Annotated in this window: 14 protein-coding genes; 6 read left to right on the top strand and 8 right to left on the bottom strand. The window is 45.7% G+C overall.

Features of this window, described 5'->3' with window-relative positions:
- A partial coding sequence (locus IQ270_RS21000; RefSeq protein WP_193975155.1) for a glycosyltransferase occupies window positions 1-922 on the bottom strand: 922 nt, incomplete at its 3' end.
- 199 nt (window positions 923-1,121) lie between these two features.
- Window positions 1,122-1,592 carry a tetratricopeptide repeat protein gene (locus IQ270_RS20995; protein ID WP_193975154.1) on the bottom strand — a complete coding sequence of 157 codons (471 nt, stop codon included), beginning with the start codon at window positions 1,590-1,592 and terminating at the stop codon, window positions 1,122-1,124.
- 75 nt (window positions 1,593-1,667) lie between these two features.
- On the opposite strand from IQ270_RS20995, the gene IQ270_RS20990 reads away from it, so the two are divergent.
- Together IQ270_RS20990 and IQ270_RS20985 are read left to right on the top strand one after the other, a co-directional pair.
- On the top strand, window positions 1,668-2,909 hold the full coding sequence (locus tag IQ270_RS20990) for a glycosyltransferase family 4 protein (protein ID WP_193975153.1): 1,242 nt from the start codon (window positions 1,668-1,670) through the stop codon (window positions 2,907-2,909).
- Between the two features lie 37 nt (window positions 2,910-2,946).
- Window positions 2,947-4,866 (top strand): hypothetical protein, encoded by a 1,920-nt coding sequence (locus tag IQ270_RS20985; protein ID WP_193975152.1) that lies wholly within the window; start codon window positions 2,947-2,949, stop codon window positions 4,864-4,866.
- A 473-nt stretch (window positions 4,867-5,339) separates the two neighbouring features.
- On the opposite strand, the gene IQ270_RS20980 is transcribed toward IQ270_RS20985, so the two are convergent.
- Complete coding sequence (locus IQ270_RS20980) at window positions 5,340-5,486, bottom strand: hypothetical protein (protein WP_193975151.1); 147 nt, start codon at window positions 5,484-5,486, stop codon at window positions 5,340-5,342.
- A gap of 317 nt (window positions 5,487-5,803) precedes the next feature.
- On the bottom strand, window positions 5,804-6,439 hold the full coding sequence (gene upp, locus IQ270_RS20975) for a uracil phosphoribosyltransferase (protein ID WP_193975150.1): 636 nt from the start codon (window positions 6,437-6,439) through the stop codon (window positions 5,804-5,806).
- 520 nt (window positions 6,440-6,959) lie between these two features.
- On the opposite strand from upp, the gene IQ270_RS20970 reads away from it, so the two are divergent.
- On the top strand, window positions 6,960-7,532 hold the full coding sequence (locus tag IQ270_RS20970; protein WP_193975149.1) for a DUF4360 domain-containing protein: 573 nt from the start codon (window positions 6,960-6,962) through the stop codon (window positions 7,530-7,532).
- A 150-nt stretch (window positions 7,533-7,682) separates the two neighbouring features.
- Here IQ270_RS20970 and IQ270_RS20965 read toward each other — a convergent pair whose 3' ends face one another.
- The 3 genes from IQ270_RS20965 to IQ270_RS20955 all read right to left on the bottom strand — a co-directional run bounded on the left by IQ270_RS20965 (window position 7,683) and on the right by IQ270_RS20955 (window position 11,346).
- On the bottom strand, window positions 7,683-8,930 hold the full coding sequence (locus IQ270_RS20965; protein ID WP_193975148.1) for a URC4/urg3 family protein: 1,248 nt from the start codon (window positions 8,928-8,930) through the stop codon (window positions 7,683-7,685).
- The gene (locus tag IQ270_RS20960; RefSeq protein WP_193975147.1) at window positions 8,927-10,009 is read right to left on the bottom strand and encodes an adenylate/guanylate cyclase domain-containing protein; all 1,083 of its coding nucleotides are present in this window, start codon (window positions 10,007-10,009) and stop codon (window positions 8,927-8,929) included. The genes IQ270_RS20965 and IQ270_RS20960 overlap by 4 nt, the downstream gene beginning before the upstream one ends.
- 89 nt (window positions 10,010-10,098) lie before the next feature.
- Complete coding sequence (locus IQ270_RS20955) at window positions 10,099-11,346, bottom strand: GTP cyclohydrolase II (RefSeq protein WP_193975146.1); 1,248 nt, start codon at window positions 11,344-11,346, stop codon at window positions 10,099-10,101.
- Between the two features lie 652 nt (window positions 11,347-11,998).
- Here IQ270_RS20955 and IQ270_RS20950 point away from each other — a divergent pair.
- Complete coding sequence (locus tag IQ270_RS20950; RefSeq protein WP_193975145.1) at window positions 11,999-13,345, top strand: cytosine deaminase; 1,347 nt, start codon at window positions 11,999-12,001, stop codon at window positions 13,343-13,345.
- Between the two features lie 216 nt (window positions 13,346-13,561).
- Complete coding sequence (gene queC, locus IQ270_RS20945; RefSeq protein ID WP_193975144.1) at window positions 13,562-14,236, top strand: 7-cyano-7-deazaguanine synthase QueC; 675 nt, start codon at window positions 13,562-13,564, stop codon at window positions 14,234-14,236.
- Window positions 14,237-14,341: 105 nt separating this feature from the next.
- On the opposite strand, the gene IQ270_RS20940 is transcribed toward queC, so the two are convergent.
- Complete coding sequence (locus tag IQ270_RS20940; protein ID WP_193975143.1) at window positions 14,342-14,854, bottom strand: hypothetical protein; 513 nt, start codon at window positions 14,852-14,854, stop codon at window positions 14,342-14,344.
- Window positions 14,855-14,966: 112 nt separating this feature from the next.
- Here IQ270_RS20940 and IQ270_RS20935 point away from each other — a divergent pair, with 112 nt between their 5' ends.
- Window positions 14,967-15,581, top strand: a complete 615-nt coding sequence (locus tag IQ270_RS20935; protein WP_193975142.1) for a hypothetical protein — start codon at window positions 14,967-14,969, stop codon at window positions 15,579-15,581.
- Window positions 15,582-15,656: the final 75 nt, after the last annotated feature.

Genomic DNA, 15,656 nt, shown 5'->3' with positions numbered 1-15,656 from the left:
CAAAAGCCCTCCCCCGGCACTTGACCGGCAGCAGCGAAAATCCCAAAGCCGCCCACATTTTCGCCTCAGAAACCGATTTGCCCGCCCAGACCATCCGCCGCCCTTTCGCGGTTTCCCCCACCTCTATCAGCCGCAAACCTAGGGCTAATTGAGTTTCTGCAAGCCTTTCGAGCCTGAATGTTTCCAACTTTTCTGACTCAAATTCGTAGGCGGTCAAATAGCGCAATTTATCACTCAAATACGGAATTGCTCGATCGACTCCTTGCTGTTGGGCATGAAATCGATACTCCATCAACAGTTCTGGCAAGTAATAGCATTTTTTGCCCGCAAGCGCAAGTCTCACAAACAAATCGTTATCTTCGCAATTTTGCAAGTTTGGTCGCAGAAATCCTACTTCTTCCAGCGCGCTGCGCCGAAACAAAGTCGCCCCTATTTGCAAACTCTGTCTCAAAAAAACTGTAGAAAGCAAATCTTCAATAATTCCAGGCGACAACTCGGTGCGGCCCCACCGCTGCGAATTCAGTTTTGTCTTGGTTTCGTCAATATTATTGTGAATGTCGATCGCCCAGTGGTCGGTACTGACAAAATCAATCCTGGGGTCTTTATCTAAAATAGCAGATGTCCGCTCTAGAAATTGCGCGCTCAGGCGATCGTCATCGTCAAACTTGATAAAATATTCGCCTCTAGCCGCCGCAAATCCCGATCGCATATTATTACTTTTGCCGATATTCTGCGGGTGTCGAATGTAGCGAATCGGGTGATCGACAAATTCCGACATCAACAGGGAAGTGCTGTCTGTCGAACCGTCATCGCAGACAATTAGTTCAAAATCTGTATAAGTTTGATCTAGCACGCTGGCGATCGCACTCGCCAGCAAATTCACTCGATTGCAAGTAGGAATGCAAACACTAATTTTCGGCACAAGCACCACTTTAAATTTGAGATTTTAAATCGCAAAAAAATCCTGAAACCATTGATTTTCTTCCTTCTTCCTTCTTCCTTCTTCCTTCTTCCTTACAACCACCACTTTAAATTTGAGATTTTAAATCGCAAAAAAATCCTGAAACCATTGATTTTCTTCCTTCTTCCTTCTTCCTTCTTCCTTTTTCCTTCTTCCTTTTTTAACTCAAACGAGCAGTACATTCAAGAATTAACTTTTGATTCACCAAAGCAAAGGGTTGAATTTCCAAAGCGCGGCGAAAAGCTCGAATAGCGCTTGTGTAATCTCCCAAGGCAGCGTAGCACAAACCCAGACCGTGCAGCGCCCCAAAATGCACCGGGTTCAGTTTGAGAACGGTTTCGCAATCCTGGATCGACTTTTTATAATTTCCTTGGGTATAGTGAAGTACGGCGCGCCGGTTCCAAGCTTCAGCAAAATCTGGCGCTTCGCCAATCAGTTTCGTCAGCAAATCCAAAGCGTGGCGAACATCGCCGGAGTCTAGCGAAACTTGCGATCGCCTGAGAATTTGTATCCCATACTCACCCTTCTGGTTGAACCAAGTCCGCCAGAGTTCTGTAGTTGCCCGATCGCGCACGCTTTCGTCAGACTTTTTCAAGTCTTCGAGCAGCGCCTTGACAGATAATTCGTCCATAGTCAGAAGATTGTTAAAAAAGTTTGATCAGTCAATCTTATCGCGACAGCGGCAATTTCATTTATCCAACATCCCATGCAGATTTTGATGCTTTCCTCGACTTTTCCCTACCCGCCAAGCCGCGGAGGAACTCAGGTAAGGACTTTTAATTTATTACAATATTTGAGCCGGAGGCACGATGTAATTCTCGGCACTGTGCGATCGCCCGATGTCACCGACGCACAAATCGACGCATTGCGCCAGCAAGTTACAGAATTGGCAGTTTTTCAAACTCCTAAGACAGTTTCAACCGGGAAAATCCAAAAAATCCGGCGTTTTGGTCAATTTTTGTGGTCTGGGACGCCTCCCAACCTGCTCTCAAGCTACTCGACAGCCATGCAGAATTGGGCGGACGATTTGGTAGCAGCAGGGAAGTGCGATGCTGTCACCTGCGAACACAGCGTTAACGAGATTTACGTGCGTCCAGAATGGCGGCAAAAACTGCTGACAGTGGTAAACATTCACAGTTCTGTTTGGGGAACTTGCAGGGAAATGTTAGCCAGCGGCACGTCCCAAAAACCCCTGCGCGATCGACTGAATTTACCCCTGCTAGCCCGCTACGAAACACGCTACTGCGCCAAATTCTCCCGCATTGTCGCCACCACATCCACAGACAAGCAGCAACTCCTAGAATTGCTGTCGCCCCCGAGGCTTTCCCTGAAAGCAGATGTTTTTCTCCCTCGCATTGATGTCATTCCTAACGGTGTGGATTTGACAGAATTTCCGTGCCGCTCGATCGATCCGGGAGGACACAGCTTAATTTTTGCAGGCGCAATGAACAATTTGCCCAATATTGACGCAGCGCAGTTTCTCAGTTGGCAAATATTGCCTGCCCTGCAGCAGCGATATCCCGATGCTACTCTGACTCTAGTCGGGGCTTCGCCAGTCCCGGAAGTGCTCGCCTTGGGGAAACTCCAAGGAATTCAAGTAGTAGGCCGGGTACAAAGGATGGCAGAATATTTGCATCAGGCTGCTGTGTGTGTGGTGCCGATGCGAATTGGTTTTGGGATTAAAAATAAAACTTTGGAGGCGATGGCTGCAGGAATCCCGGTGGTTGCGAGCGATCGAGGTTTGGAGGGTTTAGCCGTCGATGGCGGCGCACAACCGAAAAGGGCCTTGCGGGCGAACAAAGTTCAGGAGTATGTTGAGGCGATTACCAGTTTGTTTGAAAATCAGCAGCTAAGACAGGAGTTGTCCGAAGGCGCGCGATCGCTTGTGGAAAGCCAATACACCTGGGATATCATAGGTCGGCAGTACGATCGACTATTGCAATTTTAAACTCTAAATTCTAAAATCTAAATTCTAAAATTGGACGATGGAACACAAAATCAACCCCTCAAAAAATCGAGTCAAACCCCCAGAAAATGCCAAAGTTGCTCCTGTTCCTACAAGACGCCGCCGCCAAACTCGACGCCCCAAAAAACTTCAAGAGTCCCAGCTTCCCATACTTGCTTCCCCAACTCGCCCCAGATATCCCTGGAAAAGACTGGTAGCTAATTTGACAGCCCTCAGTATTTTGTGCGGCTGCTCCGCTTTGATGGGAGGCGGCGCTTGGCTGAGTTACCAGCTAATTGTCGATCCCAATGGTAACAGGTTAGTCTCTCAGTTTGTCCCTGGATGGTCCCGCCTGCCTACCGGTAGCAGAGATTCCATCCAAACTCTCGCCCAAATCAAAGCCAGCGTCGGCAAATTGGGATTCCTAACCGGCGAACCCCTGCGCCTTCGGGCCGATGGCTCCGGCGATAATTCTATTTTCGATTTGCTATTACCAGTGATGGTAGAAAGGACGGTTAATGCTTCTACCGTTTGCAAAAATCCTTGCCGTCAAATTGTCGAACTTCGCGTCTACAAGCGGGTGCAGCTTCCCGATCGCGATTCCGATCAAGAGCAGTATTTTCAATTAGCAAATTCTGTGAATCTAGAAGGCCCAGCAGAATCTTTTGTCATTACTTCTTTAGCTGACTCCCAGTCCAACAATCAAGCCTCCAATCAATCGCTACCCCTAACAGAACTGCGCCGCTTTGACGGCAAGCCCCCCGCCGAGGGAATTTGGTTTAATCTCAGTGGTAAACTGGTGCGCGGCGACAAAAAAATTCCCTACGGACAAGTCGTTCGCTACAACCCCAGCCAAAATCATTTAATTTCGCTGTTAGATTGGGCGAGTGCAGCCGGACAACCGCCGAATTGGCAGCAAATTATTAAAGGTTCAAATCCGCAGTTGGCGATCGACCAAACAGTTGGTTTAGAGCCGCAATTTACCATTTATCAAATTGGCCCGCGCAAATTTGTGCCCAACCCAGTTCAGTTAACACCGATTTCTTTAGAAGAATTTGCCTTCAACGACCAGACTTACAAAAATGGTCTGCGGCTGGCCAACAGCGGGCTGTGGTCTCCGGGATTAAATGTCATGCGTATTGCTAAGGGAAAAGCCGGCAAAAATTGGCCCGCACTCGCCCAAGCTCAGCTAGAAACGATCGAATTTCACGCTAAAATTACTCGCGCCCAGGCGATCGCATCTTGGGCCAGTCCCGGCCAACAAGTTCTCGCAGAACTGATCGACGGCCGCTGGAGCGAAGCTTTGCAAGTATTTGAAGCCGATCAAAGCAACAGTCACGAAATTGCCACAACCCTCAAAAATGACGGCGGGCGGATCATGAACCGCGTAGATGCCTCCTTGAAAATCAATGCCGCTGACAGCGATGTCAAGGCTTGGGGCGCTCTGATTGTAGCGTCTCAAGACGGAACTCGCGAGGCGATGAACTGGCTCGACCAGCAATTAGATACCGACAGCGAAACTAGAAGTAGAATTCGGAATTTGGTCAACAAACTTGATGAAGCAGTTTCTCTAGCCCAAACTTTAGAAGACCACAAAAGTCAAATTATGGGATCTGCAACTTTAATTAACAATATCAATCCCGCTGAGTGGCTGGAACCCGAAGCAAAAAACCAGTTAACATTGACCCCAGAACAAGTTTGGTATCAGGTACAAGTAGCCAGTTTTTACGACGGCAGCCGCTGGGTAAACTCGCCCTTTACAGATGTAGAAGTGAGTTCTTTTCCTGCTACTCAAATCAAATGGCTCTGGGGGCGGCTGGGCTTGCAGGCTGACCCCAAGATTAAGATTGAAGTAGCGATGGCTAACGGTCAACAAAGAGTCGCCGTAGGAACTGTCAAAGCAGTGCAGATTCAAGACGGAAGTCTGCGCTTGCTGGCGGCGGTTGACAAGCGATCGTAATCTGGCAAAAACCATTAGCAGGGAAACAGTCCAGGACACACTCTTGACACAGAGAAACCGGAGTTTTTCACCATTTCTGCCGATCGCAACAGAAGTATTTTCGTAAAAAAACCCAGTTTCCAGTCAGAGTGAATCCGGTAGAATCCCAATAGTAGAATCCAGTCAACACTCAACAGTCAACCGCTGACACTGCAACCAGAATCCAGATCATTCATCTGCGTTAATCTGCGTTAATCTGCCTGTATCTGCGGTAAAAAACAGAATTTATCACCGCAGATGACAATTGATTGACACCGATTCGCGCCGATGCACACAAGAGATATATGAATCATTCCGACGTTAACAAATTTGATCTCACCCCTGCGTTCAAAACTATGAATAAGGAAAAGGGTTTCTGATCCCCCTCTCCTATCTCCCGATCCACCCCTTTTAATCTCGGAAAACAATACAGACAACAATTTTCTTAATTCAATTTACATCGCACCCTTTTTAGAGAGCGCTGCAATCATCTGCCTTTTCACCGCTTTTGCCCAAAGCTCAAACTCCACACTGTTGGTGCTGTTAACTTTCACTTCCTCAGCAGGCTGATGTGAGGCTTCCTTCTGTACTGTAGTCTGCATTCTTTTTTCCTCGTCAAAAATTTTTATTAGTCGCTCGCAAGCGGTTAGCATCATATATCTATTTTATCTACTAACTCCTGCTATTAGCTACACTCAAGGCATAAAATTTTACAATTAAATGCAGTAAATACATATAGATAATGCAATTTACGAATTCAAGATCAAAAAGCCTGCAACTATTGCTAAATATAGATTTTCCCTGACATTAATATCTGACAATTTACATGAGATGGCACAATCAAACCAATACTTATGTCACTGAACTTATTTTTAAATGAATGTATTGGGATATACATCAAAAAAACATTTTATTGAATTCACATAGTGCCGTAAAGCCGATCGCCCGCATCTCCCAGTCCCGGTACAATATAACCGCGATCGTCCAAACCCTCATCAACAGCCGCCGTATAAATCTGCACATCAGGATGCTGTTGATGAAAGTGCTTAATTCCCTCCGGCGCAGCCAGCAAGCACAAAAACTTAATAGACTTAGGATTAACTTCTTTAAGTCGATCCACTGCCGCTACGGCAGAATTACCAGTAGCCAGCATCGGATCGACAACTAAAACATCTCGCTGTCCGATATCCTGCGGAACTTTGAAATAATACTCGATCGCCATCAGAGTTGTCGGATCGCGGTACAAACCAATATGTCCCACCCTCGCCGACGGAATCAGTTCCAAAATACTCTCCAAAAGCCCCTGACCGGCCCGCATAATCGAAATAATCACAATTTTCTTAGACGCAGCCAGCATCGGTGCATTCATATGTGCGATCGGCGTTTCTATTGCTTCGTATTTCAGCGGCAAATCTCGCGTCACCTCATAAGCTAACAGCATCCCAATCTCTTTCAGCAGTTGGCGAAATTTCCCCGTACTCGTTTGAATTTGCCGCATCAGAGTTAACTTGTGCTGTATCAAAGGATGGTCGATGACAGTAACTTTAGCCGTCATTTTTTTTAAAAGTTAATTTTTATTATTATAATTCTGATTTCCAGAATCTGCCAGAAAATACAGATACCGTCACTTTTTTCTCGTTCCCCGCTACCAGACAGAACCTTTTACTACATATCCAGCGGCTGTAATTCCCGAATTCAAGCATCTCTTCTGAGCCAACAGCGAAGAAATACAATTTGCCGAGCGACAAATATTCCCTAGCGCAGCGCCGACACAAAAAACCAAGCTTTGTTCCCCAAAAAGCCTCACAAAAAAATCTAAATAATTGGCAGCAAAATCTTCCGGAGCAGTCTTTAAAACAAATGAATCCTATAAAGCATCAGGACAAAACCGGTATTAGTCGATAAATTAATGCCACTCGAAAAAGCCCCGAGCCAGATACAGATATCTAGCTCTCAGTCAGAGTCTGACAGCCTTTTCAGTAACGGCTTGCCATCTCCAAATTGGAAAGGTACAGCCTCAATATTCCTTGAATAATTCAGGATTGTCCTAACGAAAAACCTTAAGGAGAAAATCCATGAAGTTTGTAAAACTATTGCTGGCGACAGCATTGATGACCGCTTCTATCAGCCCCGCCTTAGCTAATCCTGCCGTTCAAATATTAGGTGCCAGCTACGGCGGTAGCGGTTGCCCAGACCGATCCGCCAGCGTCAGCGTCAGCCCCGACGGTCAAGAACTAACCATCCTATTTGATAAATTTGCAGCCCAAGGAAATGTCTCAACAGAAACCCGGAAAAGCTGCAATCTGAGCATCCCCATCAAAGTACCCCAAGGCTTCCAAATTTCTATCTACGATGCTGATTACCGCGGCTACATTGCTCCTAGAACAACAGGCAACCTGCGAGCAGAATACTTTTTCGCTGGAAGCCGCGGCCCAGTTTTCAATCGGAATTTAAGTGGGGAAACTAACTACAACGTTCGAGATAGCTTAGCCACTGTAGCTAATGTTTGGTCTCGCTGCGGCGACAGTGTAAATATGCGAGTAAATGCGGCAATGACAGCCCGCGGTGCCGGCATGGCAACCGTTGACTCCTTCGATTTAGCTCATCGCGGTTTAGTTTATCACGTCAAATATCGTACTTGCCGCTAAGCAGCTTGTTGGGAGTGTAGTGTGAGGAATAGTTTCTCGTTACCAGGCTCTGCCTGGTAATGCAGATAGGTGAGGCTCTGCATCCTTTGAGGAAGGCAACTTACAAGAGAGAGGACTGTAGGAGGTGTTTAAGTTATTAAGTTTTCGATCCTAAAACACAGTCCCGTCACTTTTAATCAGAATTGGCGGCACTCCACCAACTCTCAATTCCCCGGCAATTTTCCGCCCCGCCGCCCAAGTTCCTCCTTGCAAAATCTTCACCAGGGGCAATTGTGTCGCACTCAAATCCAGCTTTTCTCGCATAGCTGCGGCAATTTTATCTAAAAGAATCACAGTTAGCGATCGCCATTCCACTATAACTTCCGAACCGGGCAAGTAACTATGTTCAAAAACTGCCGCATCTTTTGCCCGCAGCAGCCCGATATCCAAACACAAACCGCCGTTTCGATACTCCGGCAAACCCGTTAACTCATCCAATCCGGCGACATCTAAACCGAGTTCTTGCAGCGGTTCCAACAGCGAATAAGTCAACCACTGCGAGAGTTTGTGAAACGGTACGAATTCATCTCCCAGATTTTCTCCTCTCAAAGCTGGATGCCGCCAAACATCGCCTAAATTAACTTCACCAATGGCATATCTTCCTGGCCAAATTTCCCCAAAACCTGTCAAAACAGCACTCAACACTTCAGAAGCTTTCACAGTTTTGACTCCAGAAACCCGACTGTCGAGCAAGTATTGTACCAAATTGCCGGGACGGGGATTTTTGCTACCAAATAATAATGGATACTGGCAAATCGCCTTCCCCAAACGCTGCAACAATTCTAATCTGCCCGTTAAACCAACTAGCGGATTGTCTCGACTTACCTGAAATCCAGCAGCTAAGGTTTCTAGTTTTAATTGAGAAAGTCCCAGAGAATCAGCAGAAAAAGGAAAATCGGGATTGCTGGAAAAAACACCTTGACAAAACATCCGAAAAGTGGCTATTGCTAATCCTTCTGAACGGCGGTAAACCTCTCCGGTTTCTGGTTCGCAATACTGCCAATCTGCACCGGCACCGGCATCAAGCAAAACGCTGACAATTGCTAAATCAAATTTGATTTTAGCTTGCTCTACGGGTGAAAATTCTGCTAAATCGGAGGCTAATTTGGCGAGTCGCGACAGGTGGCCCGCTTCAAAATGCCGCCAGCGACTGTGAAAGGGAATGTTAAAATCGGGATACTGTTGGCGGGTTGTGTCGATTACATAATTTACTGCTTTGTCGAGTTGGGATAAATCGACGCGGAAGTAGCGGAGTTTATTTTCGGAAGCTAAATTAAAAAGCCGATCGCACTTTTGGCGAATCGCAGCGGGCTTTCTCAGATATTCTACCGTTTCAAGTTCAATTTTATTCAACTTCATGCAACCAAACACCGGTAAACATCGTTTTCTTGAAAAAAGTCAAACTGACTGTAATCTAAAAGATTATCTAAAATCGCATTTTTATCGAGTTTAATCAGCTTATATTCCCACTTCGAGCCACTGACTTCGCGTTTGATTTGATCTGAAACTATCACCGAATTTTTTTCAGTAGCCGGAGATACTATTTTACTTAAAGCTTCCAGCCTGCCAGCTACGTTAATATCTTTTCCGTAAGTACAAGACCGAAATATATACAAATTTCCTTTAGCAACTCCCACCGACAAACCGCAAGGTATTTGATTGCCGTGAATAAACAGTTTCCAATTCTCGCACAAACTTTCCATTGCCGCTAAGGCTGAGTGAGCTTCCGGGAAAGTCAACAAATGCGAATCGCCAACAATACTCCGAATTGTGCCGCCGTATTCTTCGCAAATTGTTTTTTCAAAAGTATCGAATTGAGTCAATAAATATTCAACATCTTTGATAGAATTAGATTCTTGATAAGCAACGAATCCTCTCAAATCAACTTTAATTATTGCTTGATTTTCTACTATGCGCGTTTTGTAACTTTGGTCAACTTTGTAAACTTTTTCAGGTTCGCTCATCCCTTTCAAAGAAAACTCGTTGACAAAAGATGTTTGCACCTCTGCTTTGTTAAGTGCCAGCCATGCTGCTTGGGACAAATATATTTCATCCGGCGGAGTTACTGATTCTATGCGCGCTGTTAAATTGACTGTATCGCCAAAGATATCTTTATCTTGGTGCAAGACATCTCCTAATGTAATTGAGACGCGAATAGCCAATCGTTCATCGTTCGATTTGCTAGATTGTTGGCTTCTCAATTCTTGCTGCATTTCTATGGCTGCCATCGCCGCTGCTGTGACGCTGGGAAAAATCATCCAAAATGAATCTCCTTCGCCTTTAATCACGCTGCCTTCATTTCTAATGCTAATATCAGAAATAAAAGTTTTATGTTCGTTTAACAAACTACTTAAGTCCGACTGAGATAAATTTTTAACTCGGGCGGTATATCCGCAAATATCTGTTTTTACTATAACAGTAGAACGCAAATTAGCCATAACCTACCCTGACAGGTTAAAAACCAGCAATAAATTTTATTGGACAAAGACGCGATTGTTCGCGTTTGATTGCTCGCGTCTTTACCCTGTCAATCTCCTAAATCGCGTCCGATCGCTTCTGCAAGAATTGTAGCATTTGGCACAGGGTCTGGCGTGTAGTAGCCGGCGGCTTTTTTGGCGACGATTTCGACTTGTGCGTCTGCGGGAATCCAATCTTCGGGAATGGGGATGCGATCGACCACTTGAATGCCCGAGTTGATAATCGCATTGTATTTGAGCTCGCTCATAGAAACTAAACGGTCAATGCGAGAGATTCCCAACCAGTGCAAAACATCTGGCATCAGTTCTTGAAACCGCATATCTTGAACTCCGGCGACACATTCAGTGCGAGTAAAATAGGCATCAGCGCGATCGCCCCCTTCCTGCCGTTTTCTGGCATTGTACACCAAAAACTTAGTCACTTCCCCCAAAGCTCTTCCTTCCTTGCGGAAATAAACAATTACTCCAGAACCGCCGGCTTGTGCAGTTTGGATGCAAATTTCAATCCCGTGTACCAAATAAGGGCGGCAAGTGCAGATATCCGAACTGAACACATCAGAACCGTTGCATTCATCGTGTACCCTTACCGCCAACTGCTTCTGGGGGTCAGAAATATGCGCGACATCGCCAATAATATAAACTGTAGTTCCGCCAATTGGTGGCAAGAAAACCTGCAAATCCGGCCGCGTTACTAAATCCGAGAACATACCGCCTGTTTGCTCGAACAAAACACGGCGGAGAAAGCTTTCTTGGGCACCTATCCTGCGGGCAATTCCCGGCAAATACCACACCGGGTCGATCGCAATTTTAGTGACTGCTAAATTGCCGCCTGCTTTGACTATTTTGCCATCAATTTGCACCCGCCCTTTAGCGATCGCTTCTTGCAATTCCGGCATATTAATGTGAGCTTTAGTGACAGCAATTGTCGGTCGAATATCGTATCCCTGCTGAAAAAATGAAGTATAAATTTCGCTAACCAAACCCCCAAAGGGATCGAGAGAAACAATCGAATTGCGATCGCCCCAACTCCGGTGAGGGCCGATGCGTGCGGCCGGAGATGTGTTAGTAAAATCTGGCAGGTGATCTGCTTGGAGTGCGCCGGAAGCAACTGCTAGCGCCCGATAAACAGAGTAAGAACCCGAATGAGTGCCGATCGCATTCCGGTGAGACGATTTGCTGAGGCTGCCAATCACAGGCCCGCGTTTCAGCGGATCGATTTCTCCCCAGTAAATGGGAATTGGTTTCGCGCCGGATCTGTCGGGATGGGATGTTAAAACTATATGCTTGGGTTTTGACACAGTTGTTTTTGGCTCTTGCTATAATATATACTGCTGTTGGTTGTAAGCTGCTTGGCAATTTGAAGCAGTGATTTATGATAGCAACAAGATTCATGCTCGGGAAGTATCTGAGATAGCCAAAATTGTGAGCGAAAGCATCCAGGATACAAGCCCCCGGATTCATCCGTGGAGAAATAAAAAACCTGTATCAGATGAAACTTGCCCCCCGATTTTACCCGTGGGGTCGCCTCTAAAATCTAAAATCTAAAATCTAAAATCGATTGACTGGGATTTCCGCGCTTTCGTCAAAACTTGAAACGTTTGGCATTTGTGATTGCAGGTTGAGGAGTGTACTGCCAATATAGAAGCTACCTATTTAACTGAATTTTTTAGATAAATTACATTTTATTTGTGAATAAGATTTTTTTTTATTTACCGCAGAGGGCGCAGAGGGCGCAGAGGAGCTAGAATGGAGAGGAAGAGGGAAATAGAGATGGTAGCATCTGTGTTTTGTTTGAGTGCGCGGGAGCTTTTGAGGCGATCGCACTTATACAAAAAATGCTTTTTACTTTCATTTAGATGGTCTCTAGAGATGTTCGCAACTCCTGCAAGTGTTGGGAGAGTGACAACTGGTAATTCTCAACAATCAAAAAAATTCTAACTCACAATTTTAATGTTGCCAAGTACATCTAATTATTTGCTGAAAAATGGTCGCGTGCCCCAGTCTCTTCTGGAGATGGAATTTCTAGCTTCGTCAGCGGATTCTACTGTCGCCACAACGACTGAGAACGATTTTTGTGCAGTGGATCTGGAAATTGCAGGCGGCGCGATCGCCCAAATCATCCCCACAAATACCGAACCTTTATCCCAACTTCCAGATATTCCAGTTGTAGACTTGCAAAGCGGCTTAGTTTTCCCTTGCTTTGTGGATATGCACGCGCATTTAGACAAAGGCCAGATTTGGGAACGATCGCCCAATCCCGACGGTACGTTTGCGGGCGCGATCGAAGCAGCACGCGCTGATGCCCAAAAACACTGGAATGCAGAGGATGTTTACCGGCGGATGCAGTTCGGACTCAAATGCAGCTACGCCCACGGCACCAAAGCCATCCGCACTCACATTGACTCCGCCGGCGAACAGGGAACCCTTAGTTTAGCAGTATTTGAAGCTTTGCAAGCCGAATGGGGCGATCGGCTAATTTTGCAAGCAGTTTCCCTAGTTTCCCTCGACTATTTCCTGACACCCGCAGGCGAAAAATTAGCAGACAAAATTGCCCAAATCGGCGGCATTCTCGGCGGAGTCGCCTACATGAATCCCGATTTAGACAAACAACTCGATCGCGTATTTAGCTTAGCCGAAGAACGTGGTTTAAATCTCGACTTCCACACCGACGAAACCGACGATCCAGAATCAACAACATTGCAGGAAGTCGCCAAAACCGCCATCCGCCATAAATTTAGCGGTCAAATTATCTGCGGGCACTGCTGCAGTTTAGCCGTACAACCGCCGGATTTAGTAACAGAAACTTTGACATTAGTCAAGCAAGCAAATATTGGCATTGTCAGCTTACCGATGTGCAACCTTTATTTGCAAGACAGAGAATCGGGGCGTACACCGCGCTGGCGGGGAGTGACGCTGCTGCACGAACTCAAAGCAGCAGGAATTCCCGTCACAGTTGCTAGCGACAACTGTCGCGATCCGTTTTACGGATTTGGAGATCACGATGTTTTAGAAGTCTTTAATATGTCAGTCCGCATTGCCCATTTAGACAGGCATTGGGAAGATTGGCCGCGCACAGTCACAACAACACCAGCAGATTTAATGGGATTGCCGAATGTAGGACGAATAGGAGTTGGTTTACCCGCTGACTTGATTTTATTTAAGGCGCGAACTTTCAGCGAATTGTTATCTCGATCGCAGCGCGATCGCACAGTTTTGCGGCAAGGCAAAGAAATTGATACAACTTTGCCAGATTACCGCGAACTAGACGATTTGTTGCCTGAAGACGGGCGCGGTTGAAACCGCTTCTATACAAACAAAACCCGCCTCCGCGGGTTGAAGAAGACTCGGTGGTTAAAATTATTTGATCTTCTTCAGTCCGCGGAGGCGGACTACCCTTCGGGAAGGCTAACGCCTACGTTTTTGTAGACGCGGTTTCAACCGCCGTCCTATCTTGTCAATTGACAACAGATTTGATATAAAATATAAAACCTGATGCAATCGAGGTTATTTTAAGTGAAAGCAGTTATTTTATTGTCGGGAGGGCTGGATTCCTCAACAGTTTTGTATCAAGCCAAAGCCGACGGCTGCGAGTGTTACGCTATTTCGTTTGACTACCAGCAAAGACATCGGCGGGAGTTGGATTCAGCAAGGGCGATCGCACTTGCAGCGGATGTTAAGGCGCATCAGGTGATAAACTTTGATTTGACGCTGTGGGGCGGTTCGGCTTTGACAGACAATCAGATGGAATTGCCGATCGATCGCACTCTTGGAGAAATGTCCCAAAACATCCCCATTACCTACGTTCCAGCTAGAAATACAATCTTTCTCAGCTTTGCCCTCGCCTACGCAGAAACTCTAGAAGCTCAGCGAATTTACATCGGCGTCAACGCTTTAGATTATTCCGGCTATCCCGACTGTCGCCTCGATTACATCCAAGCCATGCAGGAAGTATTTCGGTTAGGAACGAAGCAGGGAAGGGAAGGAGAAGCTATTAAGATTGTCACACCTTTGATCGAACTTAAAAAAACCGAAATAATTGAATTGGGGAATAATTTGGGAGTGCCTTGGGAGCAAACTTGGTCTTGCTATGCAGGCGGGGAAAATGCCTGCGGCGTTTGCGATTCTTGTCGGCTGCGGCTGGCGGCTTTTGAGGAATTGGGATTAAAAGATCCAGTGCCTTACGCTTAAAGATGACTGAGGTATTTCGTAGGGTGCCCCGGAGGTAAAACCTAATTATTTCGTACTCGCTTCAAGCCTGACGCACCTTACAAACAAAACTAAAATTTAGGCTGCTTATTTACCTTTCGGCTCATCTTCAACTTCCGGTTGACCCTGGTCTTCCTGGTCAAACCTAATTTCATTTTGCAGCGAATTCAATGAAACTAAAAGCAGATCAGCCATTTGCGATTGTCCTCTAGCCCTCAAGATTTCTATAGCTTTCTGAAAATCTTCCACTCCACCCTGTTTTTCTCCAATTACAGCTCGCATACGAGCACGGATCATATACGCTTCTACAAAGTCAGGATTGAGATTAATTGCTTGAGTAAAAGCTTCAGATGCTTCCTTATACAGTTCTCTGCGACCGAGGTCGAATCCTTGTTGATAAAGTTCTTGAGCTTTCATAGCATTCCTTAATTTCTGCTGTTCATCGCGCTTGCATAAAGGATCGAGTCTATTCACTTGACCTGATGAATCAAGTATAAAGCACCCTGGTTCTTCCTGAGCATTCGCTACAATTTGAAAAAGAGGTAGAGACGCAATAAGGACAGAAGAAAAAACAGAAATTAAGTAGGAGTATTTCAGCATTACTGGTACTGTCTAAATATTAAATTTCTACGTTTGTTCTGTTTTTGTGCTACAAAATAGAGATTAAAGGTTTATTATCTACTCATTCATAGTTTACTTAATGGTGAAAATTATGTCTATTGAAGAGCGCCGAGGTATTGAAACAATTGACAGAAACCAAAATCTACTTCTGGTTCGCGCTCCTATTGAGTCAGTGGCCGAAAAGCTTAGTAGGGCGAGACGTGCGGATGTTTGGGAACGGGATATCTACGATCGCGAAATCGAAATCACCGCCGAAAGCTATATTGTGTTTCAGTTCCGAGGACACCCTTGGACAATCGTTGAACAAGTGAAATATCAGCCATATCAACTTGTATTTGGAGAAGGAGATGCTATCACCCTTTCTAACTTCCTATCCACTCGCGCCATCTACTACAAATGCAGCGATACTTGCGGTTATATTGGTTATAACTGTTACGACGGAGGTGCATTTGCAGAGATGCTGTACTTTGAGGAAGAAATGGATCTCCTATTCCTCTCTAACTTTCGTGAGGTTAAAGCTGAGGACATTGAGAGTGGTTTTAGATTTACTTACGCTTTTATGGAGGAGCAAGATATCTATATTCCCTACGTATATTACGAAAATGTGAGGGCTGGCGATCGCCTTAATTTGCGCCCCAAAGGCCCGACGTTAGATGATTTAGTACGCAGCGACTTCGAGCGGGTAGATTATATCGGCATTAACTAAAATACTCTTAACTCGAAAATTTCGCCACACCCTTCAATCCGCTATTCGATCGCCCTTTTCCCCCAACTTCCCCGC

The organism is Microcoleus sp. LEGE 07076 (assembly GCF_015207455.1).
In the GTDB taxonomy this organism is placed as follows: Bacteria; Cyanobacteriota; Cyanobacteriia; order Cyanobacteriales; family Microcoleaceae; genus Microcoleus.
The sequence above is the reverse complement of the archived record's forward strand: the minus strand, read 5'-3'. Positions and strand labels throughout refer to the sequence as shown.

What these genes read in the sequence shown, in the direction of transcription:
- IQ270_RS20995 (WP_193975154.1), bottom strand. Translation starts at nt 1,592, where the DNA reads ATGGACGAATTATCTGTCAAGGCGCTGCTCGAAGACTTGAAAAAGTCT.
- IQ270_RS20990 (WP_193975153.1), top strand. Translation starts at nt 1,668, where the DNA reads ATGCAGATTTTGATGCTTTCCTCGACTTTTCCCTACCCGCCAAGCCGC.
- IQ270_RS20985 (WP_193975152.1), top strand. Translation starts at nt 2,947, where the DNA reads ATGGAACACAAAATCAACCCCTCAAAAAATCGAGTCAAACCCCCAGAA.
- IQ270_RS20980 (WP_193975151.1), bottom strand. Translation starts at nt 5,486, where the DNA reads ATGCAGACTACAGTACAGAAGGAAGCCTCACATCAGCCTGCTGAGGAA.
- upp (WP_193975150.1), bottom strand. Translation starts at nt 6,439, where the DNA reads ATGACGGCTAAAGTTACTGTCATCGACCATCCTTTGATACAGCACAAG.
- IQ270_RS20970 (WP_193975149.1), top strand. Translation starts at nt 6,960, where the DNA reads ATGAAGTTTGTAAAACTATTGCTGGCGACAGCATTGATGACCGCTTCT.
- IQ270_RS20965 (WP_193975148.1), bottom strand. Translation starts at nt 8,930, where the DNA reads ATGAAGTTGAATAAAATTGAACTTGAAACGGTAGAATATCTGAGAAAG.
- IQ270_RS20960 (WP_193975147.1), bottom strand. Translation starts at nt 10,009, where the DNA reads ATGGCTAATTTGCGTTCTACTGTTATAGTAAAAACAGATATTTGCGGA.
- IQ270_RS20950 (WP_193975145.1), top strand. Translation starts at nt 11,999, where the DNA reads ATGTTGCCAAGTACATCTAATTATTTGCTGAAAAATGGTCGCGTGCCC.
- IQ270_RS20940 (WP_193975143.1), bottom strand. Translation starts at nt 14,854, where the DNA reads ATGCTGAAATACTCCTACTTAATTTCTGTTTTTTCTTCTGTCCTTATT.
- IQ270_RS20935 (WP_193975142.1), top strand. Translation starts at nt 14,967, where the DNA reads ATGTCTATTGAAGAGCGCCGAGGTATTGAAACAATTGACAGAAACCAA.